The organism is Niveispirillum sp. BGYR6 (assembly GCF_027568365.1).
In the GTDB taxonomy this organism is placed as follows: domain Bacteria; phylum Pseudomonadota; class Alphaproteobacteria; order Azospirillales; family Azospirillaceae; genus Niveispirillum.
Window position 1 is genome coordinate 130,257 of the sequence record NZ_JANLNL010000014.1, and the last position, 22,298, is coordinate 152,554.

The 22,298-nt window shown below is 63.4% G+C and carries 18 protein-coding genes and 1 tRNA gene; 9 read left to right on the forward strand and 10 right to left on the reverse strand.

The window, feature by feature from the left end:
• The first annotated feature begins 78 nt into the window (after window positions 1-78).
• A tRNA-Gly gene (locus PCJ49_RS22600) sits at window positions 79-153 on the forward strand.
• A 233-nt stretch (window positions 154-386) separates the two neighbouring features.
• Here the strand turns inward: PCJ49_RS22600 and PCJ49_RS22605 are convergent.
• The 3 genes from PCJ49_RS22605 to PCJ49_RS22615 all read right to left on the reverse strand — a co-directional run bounded on the left by PCJ49_RS22605 (window position 387) and on the right by PCJ49_RS22615 (window position 2,623).
• Window positions 387-1,400 (reverse strand): hypothetical protein, encoded by a 1,014-nt coding sequence (locus PCJ49_RS22605; RefSeq protein WP_269912945.1) that lies wholly within the window; start codon window positions 1,398-1,400, stop codon window positions 387-389.
• A gap of 139 nt (window positions 1,401-1,539) precedes the next feature.
• Complete coding sequence (ubiG, locus tag PCJ49_RS22610) at window positions 1,540-2,289, reverse strand: bifunctional 2-polyprenyl-6-hydroxyphenol methylase/3-demethylubiquinol 3-O-methyltransferase UbiG (RefSeq protein WP_269912946.1); 750 nt, start codon at window positions 2,287-2,289, stop codon at window positions 1,540-1,542.
• Window positions 2,290-2,359: 70 nt separating this feature from the next.
• Entirely contained in the window at window positions 2,360-2,623 is a 264-nt protein-coding gene (locus PCJ49_RS22615; RefSeq protein WP_269912947.1) for a hypothetical protein, read from the reverse strand.
• A gap of 193 nt (window positions 2,624-2,816) precedes the next feature.
• Between PCJ49_RS22615 and PCJ49_RS22620 the strand changes: the two genes are divergently transcribed.
• From PCJ49_RS22620 to ptsP, 4 genes are all read left to right on the forward strand, one after another.
• Window positions 2,817-4,052 carry an aspartate kinase gene (locus PCJ49_RS22620; RefSeq protein WP_089288646.1) on the forward strand — a complete coding sequence of 412 codons (1,236 nt, stop codon included), beginning with the start codon at window positions 2,817-2,819 and terminating at the stop codon, window positions 4,050-4,052.
• A gap of 147 nt (window positions 4,053-4,199) precedes the next feature.
• Window positions 4,200-5,225: a nitronate monooxygenase gene (locus tag PCJ49_RS22625; RefSeq protein ID WP_269912948.1), complete on the forward strand. Its 1,026-nt coding sequence runs from the start codon at window positions 4,200-4,202 to the stop codon at window positions 5,223-5,225.
• A 123-nt stretch (window positions 5,226-5,348) separates the two neighbouring features.
• A complete protein-coding gene (locus PCJ49_RS22630) occupies window positions 5,349-6,434 on the forward strand; it encodes a calcium-binding protein (protein WP_269912949.1) in 1,086 nt (361 codons plus the stop codon).
• Between the two features lie 113 nt (window positions 6,435-6,547).
• A complete protein-coding gene (gene ptsP / locus PCJ49_RS22635; protein WP_269912950.1) occupies window positions 6,548-8,842 on the forward strand; it encodes a phosphoenolpyruvate--protein phosphotransferase in 2,295 nt (764 codons plus the stop codon).
• 24 nt (window positions 8,843-8,866) lie between these two features.
• On the opposite strand, the gene PCJ49_RS22640 is transcribed toward ptsP, so the two are convergent.
• The gene (locus PCJ49_RS22640) at window positions 8,867-9,217 is read right to left on the reverse strand and encodes a hypothetical protein (protein ID WP_269912951.1); all 351 of its coding nucleotides are present in this window, start codon (window positions 9,215-9,217) and stop codon (window positions 8,867-8,869) included.
• A complete protein-coding gene (locus PCJ49_RS22645) occupies window positions 9,214-9,705 on the reverse strand; it encodes a hypothetical protein (protein WP_269912952.1) in 492 nt (163 codons plus the stop codon). Before PCJ49_RS22645 ends, PCJ49_RS22640 begins: the two co-directional genes overlap by 4 nt.
• Before the next feature lie 320 nt (window positions 9,706-10,025).
• Between PCJ49_RS22645 and PCJ49_RS22650 the strand changes: the two genes are divergently transcribed.
• Window positions 10,026-10,652: a DUF2087 domain-containing protein gene (locus PCJ49_RS22650; protein ID WP_269912953.1), complete on the forward strand. Its 627-nt coding sequence runs from the start codon at window positions 10,026-10,028 to the stop codon at window positions 10,650-10,652.
• On the opposite strand, the gene PCJ49_RS22655 is transcribed toward PCJ49_RS22650, so the two are convergent.
• On the reverse strand, window positions 10,580-10,780 hold the full coding sequence (locus PCJ49_RS22655) for a hypothetical protein (protein WP_269912954.1): 201 nt from the start codon (window positions 10,778-10,780) through the stop codon (window positions 10,580-10,582). The two genes, PCJ49_RS22650 and PCJ49_RS22655, sit on opposite strands and share 73 nt — an antisense overlap.
• A 56-nt stretch (window positions 10,781-10,836) precedes the next feature.
• On the opposite strand from PCJ49_RS22655, the gene PCJ49_RS24805 reads away from it, so the two are divergent.
• Window positions 10,837-11,781, forward strand: coding sequence for a GNAT family N-acetyltransferase (locus PCJ49_RS24805; protein WP_269912955.1), 945 nt, complete (start codon window positions 10,837-10,839; stop codon window positions 11,779-11,781).
• Between the two features lie 122 nt (window positions 11,782-11,903).
• Here the strand turns inward: PCJ49_RS24805 and eat are convergent, their stop codons facing one another.
• Complete coding sequence (gene eat, locus PCJ49_RS22665; RefSeq protein WP_269912956.1) at window positions 11,904-13,274, reverse strand: ethanolamine permease; 1,371 nt, start codon at window positions 13,272-13,274, stop codon at window positions 11,904-11,906.
• A gap of 417 nt (window positions 13,275-13,691) precedes the next feature.
• Here eat and PCJ49_RS22670 point away from each other — a divergent pair, with 417 nt between their 5' ends.
• The gene (locus PCJ49_RS22670) at window positions 13,692-14,915 is read left to right on the forward strand and encodes an MFS transporter (protein ID WP_269912957.1); all 1,224 of its coding nucleotides are present in this window, start codon (window positions 13,692-13,694) and stop codon (window positions 14,913-14,915) included.
• A gap of 74 nt (window positions 14,916-14,989) precedes the next feature.
• Here PCJ49_RS22670 and eutC read toward each other — a convergent pair whose 3' ends face one another.
• Window positions 14,990-15,766 carry an ethanolamine ammonia-lyase subunit EutC gene (gene eutC / locus PCJ49_RS22675; RefSeq protein ID WP_269912958.1) on the reverse strand — a complete coding sequence of 259 codons (777 nt, stop codon included), beginning with the start codon at window positions 15,764-15,766 and terminating at the stop codon, window positions 14,990-14,992.
• Complete coding sequence (locus PCJ49_RS22680) at window positions 15,763-17,169, reverse strand: ethanolamine ammonia-lyase subunit EutB (RefSeq protein ID WP_269912959.1); 1,407 nt, start codon at window positions 17,167-17,169, stop codon at window positions 15,763-15,765. Before PCJ49_RS22680 ends, eutC begins: the two co-directional genes overlap by 4 nt.
• A gap of 274 nt (window positions 17,170-17,443) precedes the next feature.
• Here PCJ49_RS22680 and clpB point away from each other — a divergent pair, with 274 nt between their 5' ends.
• Entirely contained in the window at window positions 17,444-20,086 is a 2,643-nt protein-coding gene (clpB, locus tag PCJ49_RS22685) for an ATP-dependent chaperone ClpB (protein ID WP_269912960.1), read from the forward strand.
• A gap of 110 nt (window positions 20,087-20,196) precedes the next feature.
• Here clpB and PCJ49_RS22690 read toward each other — a convergent pair whose 3' ends face one another.
• Window positions 20,197-21,600: a M23 family metallopeptidase gene (locus tag PCJ49_RS22690; RefSeq protein WP_269912961.1), complete on the reverse strand. Its 1,404-nt coding sequence runs from the start codon at window positions 21,598-21,600 to the stop codon at window positions 20,197-20,199.
• Window positions 21,601-22,298: the final 698 nt, after the last annotated feature.

Consider the following 22,298-nt stretch of genomic DNA (forward strand, 5'->3'; position numbering starts at 1 on the left):
AATAGGGTCGGGCGCTTTTGGGCGTCCTTTTTTATTGTTGTTGCCCGTGATCGGGTGATGACGGGTACGACTGGCGATGCGGGCGTAGCTCAGGGGTAGAGCACAACCTTGCCAAGGTTGGGGTCGAGGGTTCGAATCCCTTCGCCCGCTCCAGTTGGTTCCAATAGATCGGGTCACAGACGCTGACAGCAAAACAGGCCGGGCTTTGTCCCGGCCTTTTGCTTTTTCCCTTATACCCCGTTGCGATGAGGTGAACGCATCGCAACGGGGTACGGCGGCGACCGCCGCCGCGCCGCACGTGCGGCGTAGCCAAGCCAGCGGATGCTGGCGCCGGCGATTGAGGGCGTTGATCAGAGCCGATAGGGTCTGATCAACGCAAATGAATGTTATCCTCGCAGCCCCTGCTGATAGGCATTGCGGGCGGCCACGGCTGGCACCAGCCATTCGGGGCGGTGCAGCCCGTGATAGGCTGCGATATCCAGCACCCAATCCAGATACATCTCAATCATGCCGGAGACGTGGAAGGCCGGGCAGCCGGTATAGAGCTGGTCATGGCCGGTACTGAAGGGCTTGATCGGCCGGCTGTCCAGCCGCAGCCGCACCCCGTCGGCCCCCTGTTCCAGGCGGAAGGCGCCGCCATCGGTCGGGTTCACGGCACTTTCCCCCTCCGGCTCCAGATGGGAGGCGTGCAGGAAGGTGACGATCATGCCCAGGCTGCCGGCGGCCAGGGTCTTCAATTCCTTGCGGCTGCGCCACAGGGCGGCGCGCCATTCATTGGCCGGCAGGTCCAGCCCCAGATGCAGCGCGCCTTCCACCAGGCTGAAGCACATATGCAGGGCGGTGTTGCTGCCGGTCTTGGAGATGCTGACCATGTCATGGTCGGCGCGCGCATACAGCGCGGAACCCTTGAAGAAGCCCTTGGCGAAGCGGGCCATGCGGGCAAAGGGGCAGCCCGTGGCGGGGCGGTTGCCCAGTTCGGCCGCCCAGACATCCAGCACCTGGTTCAGGCTGACGCAGCTTTGCGCCCGCAGCCGGTTCAACTTCTGCGCCTGGGTCAGGCCCGGCGGCAGGGGGGCAAAGGGGCCAGTACCGGCGCGCTTGGCCGCCTGCATGTGGGCGTCCAGCTTGCTCCGCAGATCATGGAACAGGAAGGCCAGGAAGACATTGCCCTTCACCCGGTCCAGATTGTCGCTGGTGACGGGCTGGCCGTTGGTGATCAGAGGATCGATGCCGCTGGCGTCCCCGCCGCGCCCGGTCAGCCAATCCAGCAGCGCCGCCACCGGCAGCCGGGACAGACCCGCCTTGCCATGGGCCTGACGATAGAGCTGGGCAAAGCTGCCCTCTGCTTCCACCGCATTGTCGCTGGCCGGGCTGAACCGGAACTGCGTGCCGCCATCCATCTTGTCTCTCCGGGTCGATGATCCGGGAGAGACGAAGCAAGCGGCTTGCCAAGAAAAAATCGTGTTATTTCAATGAACTGTCGTGGGGTCTGTCCCGGCAGTTCCCGTCAGGCGGCAGTTCCTGCCGGGTCGTGCCTGCCTATTCCCGCACACCCCAGAGCAGGTAATTCACCTCCAGGTCCTTGGGCGAGAGGCTGAATTTATCGCTGATCGGGTTATAGGCGACACCGCTGATATCACGCACGGCCACGCCGGCGCGGCGCAGGCCGCCCACCAGTTCCGATGGGCGCAGGAACTTCTTCCAATCATGCGTGCCACGCGGCAGCCAGCCCAGCACATATTCCGCCGCCACCACGCCCAGCAGCCAGCCCTTGGCTGTGCGGTTCAGCGTGGCCATGAAGACCAGACCGCCGGGTTTGACCAGCTTGCCCACCGCCTCCAGAAACAGGTCGACATCGGCGACATGCTCCACAATCTCCATGGCCAGCACCACGTCGAACTGCTCCCCGGCCTCCACCAGGGCTTCGGCCGTGGTGGCGCGGTAATCCACCGTAACGCCAGTCTCGGCGGCGTGGGCGGCGGCCGTCTTCACATTCTTTTCCGCCGCATCCACCCCGGTGACGCTGGCCCCCAGCCGGGCCAGCGGTTCGGACAGCAGCCCGCCGCCGCAGCCGACATCAACTATGCGGATGCCGTCCAGCGGGCGGGCGGCCTTGGGGTCGCGCCCATGCGCGGCACAGATGGCATCACGGATATAGGCCAGCCGGACAGGGTTGAACTTGTGCAGCGGCTTGAACTTGCCGGCCGGATCCCACCATTCGGCGGCGATACGGCTGAACCGCTCGATCTCCCCTTGATCGATGGTGGTGCGGGCGGTGGCGGCGTTCATGGGCTGGCTCCCTGGCAAGGGCGGGGGTGATGGGGGATGACTTAGCGCACGCCCGCATCCCCTTCAATCGTCATTCCCCCGGCTTGGTGCGGCGCTGGGCCTTGGCATAGAGCAGGGACCAGATGAAGATGGTGATCAGGTTGATGGTGCCCTGCAGCACCGGCCGCTCGGCAATATCGGGGATCAGGGCGCGGCTGCCCAGCATCACGCCGATGGCAACCCCGGCAAACAACAGCAGTTCCAGAATGATCACCGGCACGCGGGTGCCGGGGCTGAATTGCTTGCCCGTGGCCCATTCGGTCAGGGTGACAAGGGATTTCTTCGGTGCGGTCACAACAAGGGTCCGTTGGCTCGATGGCAAGGGGCGGCGCCATGCCTGCCTTGCCTTTGTTGCGGTAACTGGTCGCTTGCGCGCAATTTTCTGCCAGAGTATGGATAGCCGCCCCTAGCGGCTTGCCTGTCGGATATAGCCGATGGCGACCGTCATGGGCGACCCTATTCGACCCTATCCCCTATGGAATGGCGTTATGGCGCGGCTTGTCCTGAAATTCGGTGGCACTTCGGTTGGCGATATCGAACGCATCAAGAATGTCGCCAAGAAGGTCAAACAGGAGGTCGATGCCGGCCATGAGGTGGCGGTGGTCGTCTCCGCCATGTCCGGTGTGACCAATCAACTGGTGGATTATTGCCGCCAGATCGCCAAGGTGCACGATCAGGCGGAATATGATGCCGTGGTCGCCTCGGGCGAACAGGTGACATCGGGCCTGCTGGCGATTGCCCTGCAGGAAATCGGCATCCCCGCCCGCTCGTGGCAGGGCTGGCAGATCCCGCTGATTGCCGATGAGGTGCATGGCAAGGCCCGCATCGAACGCATCGATACCACGCCGCTGTCGGCAGCCATGTCCAACGGCGTGGTCGGCGTCGTCGCCGGTTTCCAGGGCGTGACGGAAGCGGGGCGCATTGCCACGCTGGGCCGTGGCGGTTCCGACACCTCCGCCGTGGCGCTGGCCGCTGCCTTGAAGGCGGATCGCTGCGACATTTATACCGACGTGGATGGCGTCTATACGACCGATCCGCGCATCGTGAAGACGGCGCGCAAGCTGCACCGCGTCACGTATGAAGAAATGCTGGAAATGGCGTCGCTGGGCGCCAAGGTTCTGCAGACCCGCTCGGTCGAAATGGCCATGAAGCACCATGTTCGGGTGCAGGTATTGTCAACCTTTGAACAGGCGCCGGGCTCTGATCTTCCCGGCACCCTGGTCGTGGACGAGGATGAAATCGTGGAACAGGAACTGGTCAGCGGCATCGCCTATAGCCGGGACGAAGCAAAGATCACCCTGGTGGGCGTGGAAGACCAACCCGGCGTCGCCGCCGCGATCTTCGGCCCGCTGACGGATGCCGCCATCAATGTCGACATGATCGTGCAGAACGTGTCGGAAGATGGCCGTACCACCGACATGACCTTCACCGTGGGCAAGGCCGATCTGGATCGCGCCGTGCAGGTGCTGGAAAAGTCCAAGGACCAGTTGAAGTACCGCCGTCTGAATTCCGACGCCAATGTGGTGAAAGTGTCGGTGATTGGCGTCGGGATGCGTTCCCATGCCGGTGTTGCCCAGCGTATGTTCAAGGCCCTGGCCGATCGCGGCATCAATATCCAGGTCATCAGCACCAGCGAGATCAAGGTCTCCGTGCTGATCGCTGAGGAATATACCGAACTGGCGCTGCGCTCCCTGCACACCGCCTATGGGCTGGACAAGGCCTGAGTTTTTCAGCCGCCCCCGCCGGCTATGACCGGAGGGGGCGGCTGCTTTACCTTTGGACGATGGCAATAGTCGCCATCGCTTGCTAGTTACCGCCGCCAGTTCCCGCTAAACATCGGGAATTGGCGGTATTGTTTTGTGGAAGGACCAATGGTTATGGGCGTCACGGCGGCACGGGAACGGCTGGATCAACTTTGGGTACGCGGCCGCGACTATCTGGGCACGGAACTGGCCATCATGGGCGGGGCCATGACCTGGGTGTCCGACCGCAATCTGGTGGCCGCCATTTCCAATGCCGGCGGCTTTGGCGTCATCGCATCGGGTTCCATGCCGCCCGATCTGCTGCGGGCGGAAATCCAGGCCACCCAGGCGCTGACCACCAAGCCCTTCGGCGTCAACCTGATCACCCTGCATCCGCAGCTGGACCAGCTGATTCAGGTCTGCCTGGAAGAGAAGGTGGGCCATATTGTGCTGGCCGGCGGCCTGCCGCCCGCCACCGCCATCAAGGCGGCGCGCGATGGTGGGGCGCGGGTGATGTGCTTCGCCCCCGCCCTGGTGATCGCCAAGAAGCTGATCCGCAGCGGCGCCGATGCCATCGTTATCGAAGGGTCGGAGGCTGGCGGCCATATCGGCCCCGTCTCCACCTCTGTGCTGGCGCAGGAGATTTTGCCGGAAATCAGCGATGTGCCGGTCTTCGTGGCCGGCGGCATCGGGCGCGGTGACGCCATTGTCTCTTATCTGGAAATGGGGGCCGCCGGGGTGCAGCTGGGCACCCGTTTCGTCTGCGCCAGCGAATGCCGGGCGCATCCCAAGTTCAAGCAGGCTTTCATCCGGGGCAGCGCGCGCGACGCCCTGGCCTCGGTGGCGCTGGATGCCCGTTTCCCCGTCATTCCTGTGCGCGCGCTGCAAAATGAAGGCACCAAGCGCTTCATGGAAAAGCAGCGGGAAGTGATCGCCCGCTTTGACGCCGGGGAGCTGGACCAGAAGGAAGCCCAGCTGGAGATCGAACATTACTGGGCCGGTGCCCTGCGCCGCGCGGTGATTGAAGGCGATGTGGAAAACGGTTCCCTGATGGCGGGCCAATCCGTCGGCATGGTGACGAAGGAACAGCCGGTGGCGGAGATTCTGGCCGAGCTGGTGGAACAGGCGGAGACGGCGCTGGCGCGGCGGGGGTGAGGGGGCGATTTTCCCGATAAACCGGAATGTATCCTGGAATTAATTCTCGTTAATTGAGGTGTCGTAAGCTGTGTCTTGTTGTAAACTCGTGCTTAAAATCATGGGATACAACGACGAGGCAGCATGGATATCTACGGCACTTCGGGCAACGACACGTTACGTGCGACCTCAAAGACCCAACGCCTGTTGGGCGGGGATGGGGCCGATACGTTGGAAGCCGGCAATTATTTGATGGGCACGGTTTTGATCGGTGGCCGCGGCTCTGACACATACAGTCTGGTGCGCGGACATGTGGAAACCGTGCTGGTGCTGGAAAATGGCGGCGATCCGGGGGATCGCTGGATGGATGACGGGTTCCTTTATTATGCCGACGGGGGGGCCATCGTGGATGGCCGTCACCTGTTGATCCTTGATCTCACCACGGGTCAGGCGGTTGCATTTCTGGATTGGCAACGTCCGGAAAATGTCATTGAGAATTGGCGGGTCGGCAGTGCATCCACCGGCTATGAATGGTTGACGTTCGAACAGTTTAAACAACAGGTCTTCAATCATCCGGGCTTTGTCGGCAATGTGCAGGGCGAAATCCTGGGGGTGGATGTCGCCGTGCAGCTGCGCAAGGAGATTGAGCAACATTACCGCGCCGCCGCCAACTCGCTGGACCCCAATAGCTTCGATTCATCCCGCCAGATGATGGTCAATAACAAGGTTGCCACCCCCTATCCAACCGATGGCAGTTTTGGTCTGCAATGGAGCTTCGCTGGATCAACCGGCAACGATGTCATCAAAGGCACCACTGGCAATGACTTGATCAACGCCCTGGAAGGCAATGATGCGGTGGATTCCGGTTTGGGTGACGATGTTATTGATGGCGGGCGCGGGTCCAATTTTCTGACCGGCGGTGCCGGGTCCGACAAGTTTTTCGTTGATGGCCGCGGTGTGAATGGTGCCAACGGCACGACCGTGTGGAGCACCGTCACCGATTTCACCGCTGGGGAGAATGTGACCATCTGGGGCTGGCGGGCCGGTGTCAGCCGGGTGGTGGAGACGGTTCGCACCGGCACCGCCGGTTTCGAAGGGGCCACCTGGCATATCGACCTGACCGGCGATGGCCGGATTGATGCCAGCGTGACCCTGACCGGGGTGGCGGTGGGACAGGTCAACAGCACCACCGGATTGGTGGAGGGTAATGGCTATCTGCTGCTGGGGTAACGGTTACGGAACCCCCTTAAGAAGCCTGACGAATCTGTTCCAACCTGCTATCCATCCATCAGGCGGCGGTGACGCCGCCGCCCCGCAGGGTGGGTCTGAGGAAGATGGTTGAGATGACGATATCGTCGGGTGCTCAGGTGCTGGGCCACAACCCCGGTGCCGGTGCCCGCCGGCTGCTGGCCCGGTTGCGCGATATCATGGCCGGCAGCGGCTCCGCCCAGGACCGGCTGGACAAGATCGTCAAGACCATCGCCCATGAAATGGCCGCCGATGTCTGCTCCTGCTACATCATGCGCGCTGGCGAGGTGCTGGAACTGTTCGCCACCATCGGTCTGAACCCCGATGCCGTGCATCAGACGCGGATGCGGGTGGGTGAAGGCCTGATCGGCGATGTCGCCGCCCATGCCCGGCCCGTGGCGCTGGCCAATGCGCAGAGCCACCCGAATTTTGCCTATCGCCCGGAAACCGGCGAAGACCCGTTTAACGGCTTCCTGGCCGTGCCCATCCTGCGCGGCGGTCGGGTGCGCGGCGTGCTGGCTATCCAGCACAAGGACCGGCGCGATTACGACGAACAGGATGTGGAGACGCTGCAGACCATCGCCATGATCGTGGCCGAACTGGTGGCCGGTGGCGAGCTGGTGGACAGCCGCGAATTATCGCTGGCCAATGATCTGGTGCTGCTGCCGTCCCGCCTGGAAGGGATCAGCCTGAATCGCGGCGTGGCCATGGGGCTGGCGGTGCTGCACCGCCCGCAACTGACCATCCGCCAGATGGTGGCCGATGACCCGGAGGCCGAACTGGTTCGGCTAAAGGGGGCGGTGGAAAACATGCATTCCGCCATCGACCAGATGCTGATCGCCGTCGGCGAATCGGACAGCGAACATGCGGAAATCATGCAGACCTACCGCATGGTGGCCGCCGATCGCGGCTGGCTGAACCGCATCCGGGAGGCCATCCGGTCGGGCCTGACGGCGGAAGCGGCCGTGCAGCGGGTGCAGAATGACAATTCTGCCCGCATGGCCCAGGTGGCCGACCCCTATATCCGCGACCGGCTGCTGGACCTGAACGACATCACCAACCGGCTGTTGCAGCATCTGGCCGGCAAGCCGGTGGATGCCGTTGGCGGCACCTTGCCCGATGAGTTCATCCTGGTGGCCCGCAATCTGGGCCCGGCGGAATTGCTGGATTATGACCGCACCCGTCTGCGCGGGCTGGTGATGGAGGAAGGGTCCGCCTATTCCCATGTCGCCATCGTCGCCCGCGCCCTGGATATCCCGGTGGTGGGACAGGCGGCCGATGTGCTGCGCCGGGTGGAACCGCTGGATTTCCTGATCGTCGATGGCGACCATGGGCAGGTCTTCGTCCGCCCGGCCGATGATATCCAGGAAGCCTTCCTGACCAGCCTGGCCGTGCGCAAGCAGCGCGCTGCCGAATCCGTCCGCCTGCGCGATGTGCCGTCGGTCACCAAGGATGGGGTGCCGGTGCAGCTGATGCTGAATTGCGGGCTGCTGATCGATCTGCCGCATCTGGAAGCGACGGGGGCGGAAGGGGTGGGGCTCTACCGCACCGAAATTCCCTTCATGGTCCGCCCCTCATATCCCGACGTTCTCACCCAGCAGGAAACCTACAGCCGGGTAATGGATGAGGCGAAGGGCAAGCCGGTCGTCTTCCGCACCCTGGATGTCGGCGGCGACAAGACGCTGCCCTATTTCCCGGAGCTGGGAGAAGAAAACCCGGCCTTGGGCTGGCGCGCCATCCGTATCGGGCTGGACCGGCCGTCGATGCTGCGCAAGCAGTTGCGCGCCATGCTGCGCGCGGCGGGCGGGCGGGAATTGCGGGTGATGTTCCCCATGGTGGCGCAGGTGGCCGAATTCGTGCAGGCCCGCCACATGCTGGATATGGAAATCCGCCGCCTGACGGACAATGGCGAACCGGCCCCCAGCCTGCTGAAAGTGGGCGTGATGATGGAGGTGCCGGCCCTGCTGTTCCAACTGGATGCGCTGCTGCCGCTGATCGATTTCATGTCCATCGGTTCCAACGACCTGTTGCAGTATCTCTATGCGTCGGACCGGGGCAACCCGATGATGAATAACCGCTATGACCTGCTATCGCCGGCCCTGCTGCGGGTGCTGCGCATGTTGGTGGTGAAGTGCCATGCGGCCAATGTGTCGCTGTCGCTGTGCGGCGAAATGGCCAGCCGCCCGCTGGATGCCATGGCGCTGCTGGGCGTCGGTCTGCGCCGCCTGTCCATGTCGGCCCCTTCATTCTTCGATGTAAAGGCCATGGTGCGGTCGCTGCAGGTGGGGGCTTTGCAGGGCTATATGGAATCGCTCTACAACCTGCCCGACCGCTCCGTCCGCGCGCGGCTGCGGGCCTATGCGCGCGATCATGGGGTACGGATCGGGTAAGGGGGCCTCGTTGTTGGTGTCGAATTAATACAATGTGAGTGTTTCCCATTTTGGGCCAAGAAGATCGCCTTCATTCCAGCGTATGAATTCTAATTCGAGCAATCGCCCATTTTCGTCGGCATGGAGTAATACGGTCAAATCTGCACCGTCCCTGTCAAACATTTTGCCTTCGACGCCAAACGGGTGCTGTCCACGGTACGGTGGGCGTTGGTAGCCGGCGATTTCAAACATGATTATAGCCCCGTCATGGGTCATCGGGGCTGCTGTGGCCTGCTCCAAATCCGCAAGCAACTGCTGCCGCTCACCTTCTTTGAGCCTGTAAGCGAAGCTCATTATCAGCGTCTTCTCTTCAAGTGTGAGTGAACGCATGTTCATTTTACTGGGGTCTCTTTTCTAACGTCTACCGCCACTGCCAATGAGAGATCTGCCATTTCTCTGATCCAGGGAACGGCTTTTCCATCCGTGACTCTCCAGGTGCGGGCAGCCCGGTATAGTTCCTCGAAATCGAACAGTCGGGCCAGAACAAGATCGTGAATGGTCTCCACCGAAAGTTCATCGAAAAAGGCTTCGATGTGGGGACGCCATTCCGCCGTCACCGACGGTCCCAGCAGGCATTGCAGCAAGGTTTCGCCATCAATGGGCTTGGGGCGGGGCGCATTGATGGTGGCCAGGGCGAAATCCAGGTGTGGGGCGGTGGCGGTCAGCCGGTTTCGCGCCTCACGATAGCGCCGTCCAATGGCCTGTATATCGGCACGCGCACCAGCCGGCACCTGCACTTCAACCCGTGCCATCCCGCGTTCCTGCCGCTGGGCGAGGCGGTAGCGCCGGACCCGCTGCTGAGCAGTTCTATCGCCAATCTGCATGAGATGTTCCCTCCATCGAGTCATAATCCGGCGTAACCGGATTACGGTTTCAAGCCTCTGTATCTCTCCCTTGTCCTCCCCGCTGCTGCTTGATACAGTCAACTCAGGTCAGCAGTTCACCCAGGCGTCGCCAACCCTGTTGCTAACAGGGGCGCTAAACCTGCCATCGGCGTGTTTCAACCGATTCCTCCTCCACGACTCCCGACACCGATCCTGATGGATCGCCCGTGTACGCGCGTCGGCAAGGTGGCGACCACCGGCTTTCAGCCCCCTTGGGCGGAAATCATGCGGCACGGGTGATATCTGTTGAGGATGTTGTCATGTCGAAGAACGCTGTTCCGTTCCAGGTGGCGGATATCTCCACCCTGGCCCGCTCACTCAAACAACAATTGTCCGATCAGCCCGGCCCCTTTGGCCATGTCAGCCTGCTGAACATGCTGGCGCGCGGGGCGGGCTATCGCAATTTCCAGCATTTCCGCGCCCAGATGGCGGCGCATGAAAAGCTGGAGAACCCCGCACCGCCGGCCCCGGTGGTGGAGGTGGATTATGCCCGTGTTCGCCGCATCGCCCGGCATTTCGATGCAAAGGGGCTGCTGGTCCGCTGGCCGCCCAAATTCAATGAACAGCAGGTGGTGCTGTGGGTGCTGTGGTCCCGCATCCCGGCACGGCAGAGCTTCACCGAGCGGCAGATCAGTGATTTGCTGCGTGCTGAACATCATTTCGGCGATCCGGCGCTGTTGCGGCGGGAGATGGTGGAGCAGGATCTGATGTCCCGCACGCTGGATTGCCGGGATTATCGCCGCCTGGAACGCCAGCCGCCGCCGGACGCGCTGGCCCTGATGCGCTTTCTGTCCAAGCGGGAGGGGGAACCCGCCTATTCCAGCACCAGGCAGAACAGCGACAGGCAAGGCCCGAACCCGGCGCGTGCGGAAAGGTACAGCACATAATCCAGCCCCAGGCAGAGCGCCAGGAAGGGCAGGGCGATAAAGCCCAGCAGATAGGCCCAGCCCCGCGCCGTCAACCGGCGGCGCGGCAGGGGGGGCAGGTCGCTGTCCGATGATGGCTTGTCTGTCATGGCGGCACAGGATAAGCCTGAAGTCCTCTCCCAGCAATGGCAGGTCGACAGCCCCCGTGACAGACCCGGAAGATCAGGCGGATTTTGTGTTGGAAGAGGGGACGGGGGAGCGGGAATGGTCCGCCCTGCTGGCCCGCACATCCCGCCCGCCGCTGGAACAGAGCTTCGCCTTCGGGGCGTCGATGGCAACCTTCGGGCGGGTGCCGCGCCGTTTCCTGCTGCGGCGGAAGGGGGAGCCGGTGGCGCTGGCCCAGGTGATCGAACAAAGGCTGGGGCCGCTGCGGCTTTGTCACCTGCTGCGGGGGCCGCTACCATTGTACGAGGGTGACCCGGCGGCGCTGGGCCGGGCGCTGGCGCTGTTGCGCCGTCGTTATCGCCCGCTGACCGGGCATATTCCCCTGTTCACCCCAGAATTGCCGGCGGGGCCGGCGGCCGATGCGCTGTGCCGGGCGGCGGGCATGGGCCGGGTGGTCACCGGCTACAGCACCAGTTGGGTGGATCTGGGGATCAGCGATATCGACTCCGGCCTGGGCGGCAGCTTCCGCAAAAGCCTGAAGAAGGCGCGGGGGGAGAAACTCTCCATCGCCATCAGCCATGGCGGGGCCGATCTGGACTGGATCATCCGCCACCATGATGCCCATCGCCGCCAGCGCGGGCTGATGGCCCCATCGGCGCGGCAGGCCGCAGCCCTGGTGGCGGCGCAGGTGCGGCCGCGCGATGTGCTGGCCTGTGTGGCCAAGCGGGATTCCGGCATTCTGGCCGGTGCCCTGTTCATCCGCCATGGCCATGCCGCCACCTATTATCTGGGGGCGGGGACGGAGGAGGGGCGTGCCGCCTGTGCCCAGCACTTGCTGCTGCGCGAGGCCATGGGACGGCTGGCGGCCGATGGGGTGCGCTGGCTGGATACGGGCGGGCTGAACAGCGATGGCATGAAGGGGGTGGCCCGCTTCAAGCTGGGCCTGGGCGGCGAGTTGGTGACGCTGGCAGGCACATATCTGTAACCGTCCTCATTCCCTCAACCGCTATCCCGCCTGCCCGGTTCCGATCTGGGCCCCACCCTGGCCGGCCCTGGGGATCGTAACCCCAAGGCCGGCAGCAGAATGGCGCGCAATGGAGGGCTTTCTCAGATATCCGTATCCCCGCGCGCCAGCAGCCCTTCCGCCGGGGCCACATCCAGGCCGGGCGGAATGGCGATGTCCAGCTCCGCCCGGTTCTTGGCCGTCAGCAGGAAATAGCCATAGGCGGGCGCGAACATGATGGCGAAGATCAGGGCCGTGCCGGGGTTGAACCAGGTCATCACCACCAGGAAAAACACCGACAGCACCAGGGCGATGGCCGGGAAAACGGGATAGAGCGGCGCCTTGAACGGCCGTTCCATCGCCGGTTCCGTGGCGCGCAGCTTGAACAAGGCGGCCATGGAAATGATGTAGAGCACCAGCGCCCCGAAGGCCGCCAGGGTGATCAGCTCCGCCGTTTTGCCGGAGATCAGGGCGATGACACCGACCACGGCCCCGGCCACCAGCGCCCAATGCGGCGTGCCGAACTTGGGATGGATGGTGGCCAGCACCGGGGGCAGATAGCCCGCCCGCGCCAGGGCGAAAATCTGCCGTGAATAGCCCAGGATGATGCCGTGAAAGCTGGCAATGATGCCGAACAGGCCGATGGAGACCAGCATATGGGTCCAGCCGCTATCCTTGCCCACCACGGTGGCCATGGCTTCCGGCAGCGGGTAATCCACGCCGGAGAAATTGCGCCAGTCGCCCACACCACCCGTCAGCACCATCACGCCGATGGCCAGCACCACCAGGGTCAGGATGCCGGTAATATAAGCGATGGGGATGCTCTTCTTCGGCTCCTTGGCCTCTTCCGCCGCCATGGCCACCCCTTCGATGGCCAGATAGAACCAGATGGCGAAGGGGATGGCGGCCAGGATGCCGGCAATGCCGAATTCCTCATTATTGGCGACAAAGTTGCTGACACTGAATCCCGGTGCCACCACGCCCATGAAGACCATCAGTTCCACCACCGCCAGCACGGTGACGATCAGTTCGAACAGGGCCGCCTGTTTCACGCCGACGATATTCAGCCCGACAAAGACCACATAGGCGGCGATCCCCACCGCCAGTACCGAAATGTCGGGGAACATGAAATGTACATAGGCCCCCAGGGCCGCGGCAATGGCCGGTGGGGCGAAGACGAATTCCACCAGCGTGGCATAGCCCGCCACCAGCCCGCCGAACGGCCCGAAGGCCCGCCGGCTATAGGCGAACGGCCCACCCGCCTGCGGGATGGCCGTCGTCAATTCGGTGAAGGAGAAGATGAAGGTGGCGTACATCAGCGTGACCAGCAATGTCGCCCAGAGGAAGCCGATGGTGCCGGCCTCCTTCCACCCGTAATTCCAGCCGAAATATTCGCCGGAAATCACCAGACCCACCGCAATCCCCCAGAGATGCAGTGCCCCCAGTTCCTTTTTCAACCCCGTTGCGCTGCCCATGCTAACCCCTGTCCATTATGTGATGACCGGCGGGCTTGGGCTGACCGATCCGTCTGCCCAGGCCCTTTGCATGTTCCGCTGCCGCCCCTATTCCCGGTGAACTGGGCCCCCTGGCGGCGGCGCAATGGATTGCAGTGCAGCAATATCCGGGCCAGTACGGGAAATGAGGTGCAGGCTGGCTATGGAGATCGCCAAGTCTATCCCATTGCCCAGTAATTGAGCGTTTCGCTGCTTCATTGGGCGGATAAACGGGTGCATGATTGAAAGTCTGGCACAAAGGTCGCTGTGGGATGGACGCGCGCATAAACTACTTATACAAGGACCGGAAAAATCGGGTGCGGGCTAATCAACCACCCTGTCGGACACGGGAGCTTCCCCCTGAAACTGCTAGCGCATGAAAGGCGCATCGCCGGGCTGATGACGGCGGTGCAATTCGTCAGCGTCATTTCCTTCATGGTGGTGATGCCGCTGGGGCCGGATTTCGCGCCCGCCCTGGGGATCGATCCGGCGCGGGTCGGCTGGGTGCTGGCCGCCTATACCGGGGCCTCGGCCCTTTCCGGTCTGCTGGCGGCCATGGTGCTGGACCGGTTCGACCGGCGGCCGGCCATCGGCATTGCCATGGTGGGGTTGCTGCTCTGCAATCTGGCAGCGGCCTTTTCCGTCGATCTCTGGTCATTGCTGGCGGCCCGCGCCCTGGCGGGGCTGTTTGGCGGGCCGGCCGGTGCCCTGTCGGTGGCCATCGTCGCCGATAATGTGCCGCCGGAACGGCGCGGCAAGGCCGTGGGTATGGTGATGGGGGCGCTTTCCATCTCCAGCGTGCTGGGCATCCCGGCAGCACTGGAACTGTCGCATCTGTTCGGCTGGCGGGTGCCCTTCCTGGTGGTGGCGGGGATGGGGCTGGCGATCATCACCGCTGTGCTGTTCATCATGCCGCCACAGCGGTCCCACTTGACGGGGGCGCCAATGCGGCTGGCCGATGCGCCGCTGCGCCTGCTGCGCATCGGTACCGGCACGCTGCCTTGGCTGGCCTTTGCGCTGGCCCTTGTTTCCATCGTGCCGGGCTTCATGCTGATCACCAATCTGGCGATCTTTGCCCAGTATAATCTGGGCTTCCCGCGCGAACATCTGGGCCTGCTCTATATGGTGGGCGGGGTGGTCAGCTTCTTCGGGATGCGCGCCACCGGCGCGCTGGTGGATCGCAAAGGTTCCGCCCCCATCATGCTGGTGACGGCGCTGGCGCTGGGCGGGCTGATCTTCCTGATTTATTATGACTGGTCTTTGCTGTCCTTGCCGCTGCTGCTGCTGGTGCCTGCCTTCATGCTGTTCAACACGGCGCGGATGGTGGCGCAGAGCACGGCTGTTTCCAAGGTGCCGGCCCCGGCCGACCGGGCCGGTTTCATGGCCCTGGTGCAATCAGTCACACAGGTGGCCGGCGGGGCGGCGGCGCTGATCGCGTCGGCCCTGTTGCAGACCGCCCCGGATGGGCGCCTGCTGCATATGGATCAGGTGGCGTTGCTGGCGCTCGCCGTCAATTTCCTGGCCCCGCCCCTGATCTGGGCCTTGGAACGCCGGTTGCCGAAAGGGGCGGAATCCAGCCACCGCGTCCGTGCCGCCGCCGTCAAGGGTGCCCCGCCGGGTTGAGGCTTGATTCAAGATTAACAGGGGTTTGGCGACTCCAGAGAGGGCTTCTCGCGTCACATCTATTGAATCTAGTCTCAACCATGTGTCAGTTCCGGCGGCCGATTCTCCTTCAAGCCGATGCCGGTCAGTTTCAGCCGCCGCGCCTCATTCATCAGAAAGCCGATCGTGTCGGCGCCAACCGGCAGCGGCAGCCCGTCGGGCCGGATGTTGGAGACGCAGTTGCGTTCCGCATCGCGCGTCACCCCCGGTTTGGGCTGAAAGGTCAGATAGGCGCCGATACTGTCGGCCGCCGTCAGCCCCGGCCGCTCCCCGATCAGCATCAGCACCATTCGGGCGTTCAGGGAGGCGGCCACATCATCCCCCAGCGCCACGCGGGCCTGTCGGGCAATGACAATGGGCGCCAGATTCCAGCCCGCCAGCCGCTCCATCACCAGCCGCAGCAGGGCGGCGCCATGATCATGCAGGGCGCGGGCGGACAGGCCATCGGCCAGCACGATTACCGCATCATAGCCATCATGGCTGCCCTTGGAGGGGCAGTTCATCGCGCGTAAGGACGCCTTGTCCACCTCATCCAATTTCCGCCCCAAATCGGGCCGCTGGAGATAGGTGGCGCGGTCGCGCGCCTGGCTGCGCACAATCACATTGGCCAGACTGCACAGCTGGTCGGCCAGCCCCTCGGCATCAAAGGGTTGATGCACGGCATCGCGGGCCAGCGCATGGGCGGCCTGGAATTCCAGCAGCCTGTCGGTGGGCAGCCCATCGCCGGTGCGCCCCAGCGCGATGCGGGCGGGGGTGAAGCGGCGCAGATTGGCCCAGGGGTCGAAGGCGCTGTCGAAGGTGCCGTTGCTCATGCTGCTTCCCCCGTCTTAGGCGTGCTGCTGGCCAGCAGCCGCCCGGCCCCGGTTCCTTCCAGCGCCGGGCGCATCCGGCCCCGGCTGTCCATCACGCCCATTGTCGCCAGCCACGCCTCAAATTCCGGTGCCGGCTTCAGGCCCAGGGTAGAGCGGACATAGAGCGCATCATGGAAAGAGGTGCTCTGGTAAGACAGCATGATGTCATCCGCCCCCGGCACGCCCATGACAAAGGAACAGCCGGCCACCCCCAGCAGGGTCAGCAGGTTGTCCATATCATCCTGATCGGCCTCGGCATGGTTGGTGTAACAGACATCCACCCCCATCGGCAGGCCCAGCAGCTTGGCCGTACAATGATCCTCCAGCCCGGCGCGGATGATCTGTTTGCCGTCATACAGATATTCCGGCCCGATGAAGCCCACCACCGTATTGACCAGCAGCGGGCGGAAGGCGCGGGCCACCGCATAGGCCCGCACCTCCATCGTCTGCTGGTCCAGCCCGTGATGCGCCTCGGCGGAAAGCGCGCTGCCCTGGCCGGTTTCGAAATACATGACGTTATCGCCGATGGTGCCGCGCTTCAGGGCCAGGGCCGCCTCATGCGCTTCCTTCAGGATGGCCAGATTGACGCCGAAGGAACGGTTCGCCGCCTCCGACCCGGCGATGGATTGAAACACCAGATCGGCGGGGCCGCCGCGTTCCATCACCTGGATCAGCGTCGTCACATGCGCCAGCACGCAGGATTGCAGCGGCACATCCCAGCGACGGCGCAGATCGTCGATCATCGACAGCAGGTCGGTGGTGCGGCCCACGCTGTCGGTGGCGGGGTTGATGCCGATCACCGCATCGCCGCAGCCATACATCAACCCATCCAATATGGACGCGGCAATGGCGGCGGGATCGTCGGTCGGGTGGTTGGGCTGCAAACGCACTGACAGCCGACCCGGCAGGCCGATGCTGGTGCGAAAGCGCGTGACCACCCGGCATTTGCGCGCCACCGCGATCAGATCCTGATTGCGCATCAGTTTGGAGGTGGCGGCCACCATCTCCGGCGTCAGGCCGGGGGCGAGTGCGGCCAGTGCAGCCCCATCCGCCGCATCGGATAACAGCCAGTCGCGGAACTGCCCCACCGTCATATGGGCGACAGGCGCGAAGGCGGCGCCATCATGGCTGTCCATGATCAGCCGTGTCACCTCATCCGCCTCATAGGGCACCAGATCGGTGGTGAGGAAGGTGCGCAGCGGCAGGTCGGCCAGCGCCAGCCGGGCGGCCACCCGTTCCGCATCGCTGCCAGCGGCCACCCCCGCCAGCCGGTCGCCCGACCGGGCCGGGCTGGCGCGGGCCAGCAGGCTGCCCAGATCATCAAAACGATAAAGCGTCTGGCCCAATGTTGCGCTGAAACCCATGGGTCCGCCCTCTTTTGCCGTGGCCCTGGCCGTCCATCCCAAGCCTATCCTGGTCCGGCCATCCCGCAAAGCACTGCAAAAGCCGTACCTTCTTTACCGAAAGTGAAAAACCATGCATTTCTGCGCGCCCTGGCGTCGGGTGGGTCTTGCGGTGGCCACCCGATCTGCCCACATTCAAGGCGATCCCTCCCGGATCGCACATTGACGTGGATCATCGCCAGCATCGGGCCCAGCGGGGACGATGCGGCAGCAATGGGGAGCATGAGTGCCTATCATGGACTTCAAGAATTATACTGAACGCGCCCAGGGCTTCATCCAGGCAGCCCAGAATATGGCGCTGCGCGACGGTAACCAGCAACTGACACCGGAGCATCTGTTGAAGGTGCTGCTGGATGACAGTGAAGGGCTGGCCGCCAACCTGATCCGCAATAGCGGCGGCGACCCGGCCAAGGCGCTGTCCGCCGTGGAAGCGGAGTTGCGCAAGCTGCCCAAGGTGGAGGGTGGCGGTGGCGCCCAGGTCTATCTGACCCGCGAATTGGCGCGCGTGTTCGAAACCGCCAATGAGGCGGCGAAGAAGGCCGGCGACAGTTTCGTCACCGCTGAGCGGGTGTTGCTGGCGCTCGCCCTGACCACGGGCACGCCGTCGGCCAAGATCCTGGCCGATGCCGGCGCCCCGCCGCAGAAGCTGAACGAGGCCATCAACGCCCTGCGCAAGGGTCGCACGGCCGATACCGCGTCCGCCGAACAGGGCTATGACGCGCTGAAGAAATATGCCCGTGACCTGACCCAGGCCGCCCGTGATGGCAAGCTGGACCCGGTGATCGGCCGGGATGAGGAAATCCGCCGCACCATCCAGGTGCTGGCCCGGCGCACCAAGAACAATCCCGTGCTGATCGGTGAACCCGGCGTCGGCAAGACCGCCATTGTTGAGGGGCTGGCGCTGCGCATCGTCAATGGCGATGTGCCGGAGGGGCTGAAATCCAAGAAGCTGCTCTCGCTTGACCTAGGCAGCTTGGTGGCCGGCGCCAAGTTCCGCGGTGAGTTTGAGGAACGGTTGAAGGCCGTGCTGTCGGAAATCCAGGCGGCGGCGGGGGAGATCATCGTTTTCATCGATGAGCTGCACACGCTGGTCGGTGCCGGCAAGGCCGATGGCGCGATGGACGCGTCGAACATGCTGAAGCCCGCCCTGGCGCGGGGTGAGTTGCATTGCGTCGGTGCCACCACGCTGGATGAATATCGTAAATATATTGAGAAGGATGCCGCCCTGGCCCGCCGTTTCCAGCCCGTTTTCGTGCCGGAACCGACGGTGGAAGACACCATCTCCATCCTGCGCGGCCTGAAGGAGAAGTATGAGCTGCACCATGGCGTGCGCATCACCGACAGCGCCATCGTCTCGGCCGCCACCTTGTCCAACCGCTATATCACCGACCGTTTCCTGCCCGACAAGGCCATCGACCTGATTGATGAGGCGGCCTCGCGCCTGCGCATGATCGTGGACAGCAAGCCGGAGGCCATTGACGAGCTGGACCGCCGCATCATCCAGTTGAAGATCGAACGGGAAGCGTTGAAGCGCGAAACCGATCAGGCCTCCCGTGACCGGCTGGAAAAGCTGGAGGTGGAACTGGCCGATCTGGAGCAGCGTTCCGGCGAACTGACGGCGCAGTGGCAGGCGGAGAAGGAAACGCTCACCTCTGCCCAGAAGCTGAAGGAGGATCTGGACCGGGCGCGGGCGGAACTGGAACAGGCGCAGCGGGCTGGTGACTGGGCCAAGGCCGGCCAGATCACCTATGGCATCATTCCGGAACTGGAAAAGAAACTGGTGACCGCGCAGGAGGCCAGCCAGCACCGGATGCTGAACGAGGCCGTGCGCGACCAGGATATCGCCGCCGTGGTCAGTCGCTGGACCGGCATCCCCGTCGACAAGATGCTGACGGGGGAACGGGAAAAGCTGTTGAAGATGGAAGAAAAGCTGCGCAGCCGGGTGATCGGTCAGGAGGAGGCGGTGATCGCCGTCTCCAACGCCGTCCGCCGGGCCCGCGCCGGCTTGCAGGATCCCAACCGCCCCATCGGCAGTTTCCTCTTCCTCGGCCCCACCGGCGTGGGCAAGACGGAACTGACCAAGGCTTTGGCGGAATTCCTGTTCGATGATGAGACGGCGATGGTCCGGCTCGACATGTCCGAATATATGGAAAAACACGCCGTTTCCCGCATGATCGGGGCGCCGCCGGGCTATGTCGGTTATGACGAGGGTGGGGCGCTGACGGAAGCCGTTCGCCGCCGGCCCTATCAGGTGGTTCTGTTCGATGAGGTGGAAAAGGCCCATCCGGACGTGTTCAACGTGCTGCTGCAGGTGCTGGATGATGGCCGCCTGACCGACGGCCAGGGCCGCACCGTGGATTTCCGCAATACGCTGATCATCATGACCTCCAATCTGGGATCGGAATTCCTGGCCAACCTGCCCGATGGGGAGGATAGCAACCAGGCCCGCACCCAGGTGATGGAGGTGGTGCGCGCCTCCTTCCGGCCGGAATTCCTCAACCGGCTGGATGAGGTGCTGATGTTCCACCGGCTGTCGCGTCACAATATGACCGGCATTGTCGATATCCAGTTGGGCCGGTTGAAGAAGATGCTGGCCGACCGCGACCTGCATCTGGAACTGACACCGGCTGCCCTGCAATGGCTGGCCGACAAGGGCTATGATCCGGTCTATGGCGCGCGGCCGCTGAAGCGGGTGATCCAGCGGGAATTGCAGAACCCGCTGGCCACCAAGCTGCTGGAAGGCAGTATTCTGGATGGCGAGAACATCGCCATTGATGCGGTGGCCGATGGGCTGACCATCAATGGTCAGGCGGTCCATGGCGCCGTGCCGCCGCCGGAAGACTCCGCCTGGGGGGCCAGCCGTCCCGTGCTGCATTGATCCTGTGATGGGGGAGGGGGCAACCCTCCCCCCGGTCTCTTATCTCCGGAAAAGCAAAAGGCCCTGGCCGGATCGCTCCAGCCAGGGCCTTTCGTTGCAACCGCTCTAAATCAGCAGCCGTGTTTCTTGTCACACCCCTTGGCCTTGGGCTTCACCGCTGCCGAGGCGGGGGCGGAAACCATGGCGATGCCGTCAGGCTGGGTCAGCCCCTGCTCGAACTGGGTGTCGATGCTGGCGACCAGACCCTTGAAGCGGTTCAGCTCCTTGCCGTCCAGGTTGCGGCCGGTGGGCATATCCACCGACAGCGGGTTCACCTGCTGGCCATTCTTCACCAGCTCATAATGCAGGTGCGCACCGGTGGAACGGCCGGTGGTGCCGACATAACCGATCACCTCACCCTGGGCTACCCGCGCACCCCGGCGCATCCCATTGCCGAATCGGGACATATGGGCATAGGCCGTGGCGATTTCCTTGTTATGGCGGATGCGGATGTAATTGCCATAGCTGCCCTTGGGCCCCACTTCCTCCACCGTGCCGCCACCGGCGGCATAGATCGGGGTACCGGTCGGGGCAGCGAAATCGATGCCCTTATGCATCTTGGTGAAGCCCAGCACCGGATGCTTGCGCATTCCAAAGCCGGAAGACAGCCGGGCCCCGTCGATCGGGGTGCGCAACAGCGCCTTGCGGACCGATTCGCCCTTGCCATTGAAATATTCGACGATTCCTTCGCCATCCTCATAGCGATAGATGGCGCGCTTCTTCCCCGACAGGGTCAGGGCGGCATAGATGATCTCGCCGGCCCCGTTGGCCACGTCACCATCTTCCGTCACCAACTGTTCGTACAGAACCTCAAACCCATCGCCGGGCTGGATGTCGCGCTGGAAGTCGACATCGTAAGAGTAATTGCGAATCAGATTGGTCAGCACATTCATCGGCACACCGGCCTTGCGGCCGGACTCGAACAGCGATGAATCGATCTTGGCGCGCACCGCGATGGCGCGGCGCTGCAGCTTCTTGGCGGTTTCTGCGGCCTGATACCGAACCCCGTCGAAATTCACCGCGACAGAGCGTTCAACAGCCGGCTGGAAGGCGAAACCGATGAACTTGCCGTCCCCTTCGGTCCGGTCGAACAGCACCTCGATCGGCTGACCCGTCTTCATCCGGCGCGGATCATAAACGGCCCGCAGGGCGGTGATGGCTTCATGGGCATTGGGCTGGGGCACATCGGCATCCAGCAGCACCTGCATCAGCGTCTCGCCCCGGCCCAGATTGACCATGCGGCGTTCCACCGGATCGGCAGCCTGCTCACTATCCCCCCAGCCATCATCCAGAACGGCCAGACCCTGGCTTGAATCAATACTCAATGCGGCCGTATCCACCAGCGGTGCCGCCGGTGCCCCAGCCGTATCGGCGGCAACAGGATGCGGATCGGAGGAAGTGTTGAGGTAAGTGGCGATGCCCCCACCACCCACGGCGACCAATGCAATGGCCGCGACTGCCAGACGCCTCAGCACGGATGAACCTCCATCCTTATGCCCCTTCCTGGTGTCACCCGGTTCCGGGTTCAATTCATGTCGCACGAGCCGGTGCAGCCGTGCCTCGCTAACCTCCTGCACGTGGCCGGATAATCACTGTCAACGGGAACGTTGCGCACCACTTTTGTGGTAACTGCATTGGTCCCGTGCTTCCGGCTTCTGGGTGCGGGCTCGATAATCCCCATCCAACGCCTTGAATGCGAGCAAAAAGAACGCGTTTACAGCAAAAAAAATGCTGGCTTTCATAATCTCGCCATGATCGGGGAAGCCGCAGGGATTATGGGGCCTTAGGGAGCCGCTCACGCGCGAGCGCACGCGTTATCAATATTCACCATTGACCCTGCCGATATTGGGTGGTTGAGAAAATCACCACCGGCCAAAAAAACCTGTTGCATCGGTTTTGCTGTGCGCCTATACAGCGCCTCCCACGACGACGGGCCGGACGGTTTGTCAAGTTGTGGGGCGGGGTGATGGTGGTTTTGGCCAGTATCGCTCCTGGTTCTTTGAAGGCTTCGGCCTTCGGACAAGTGGAATGATCTATCGTGCTGTTGGGTATTATGTCTGCTGGACTTGGTTCTGGTGGGCGTTTTGCTTGATGGTCCGTTGACCGGATTGGTTCTGTGCTTTTTGTAGCGCTTCGGCGCTGCGGAGAAAAAAGTTCAGGACGGTGAAAAAAA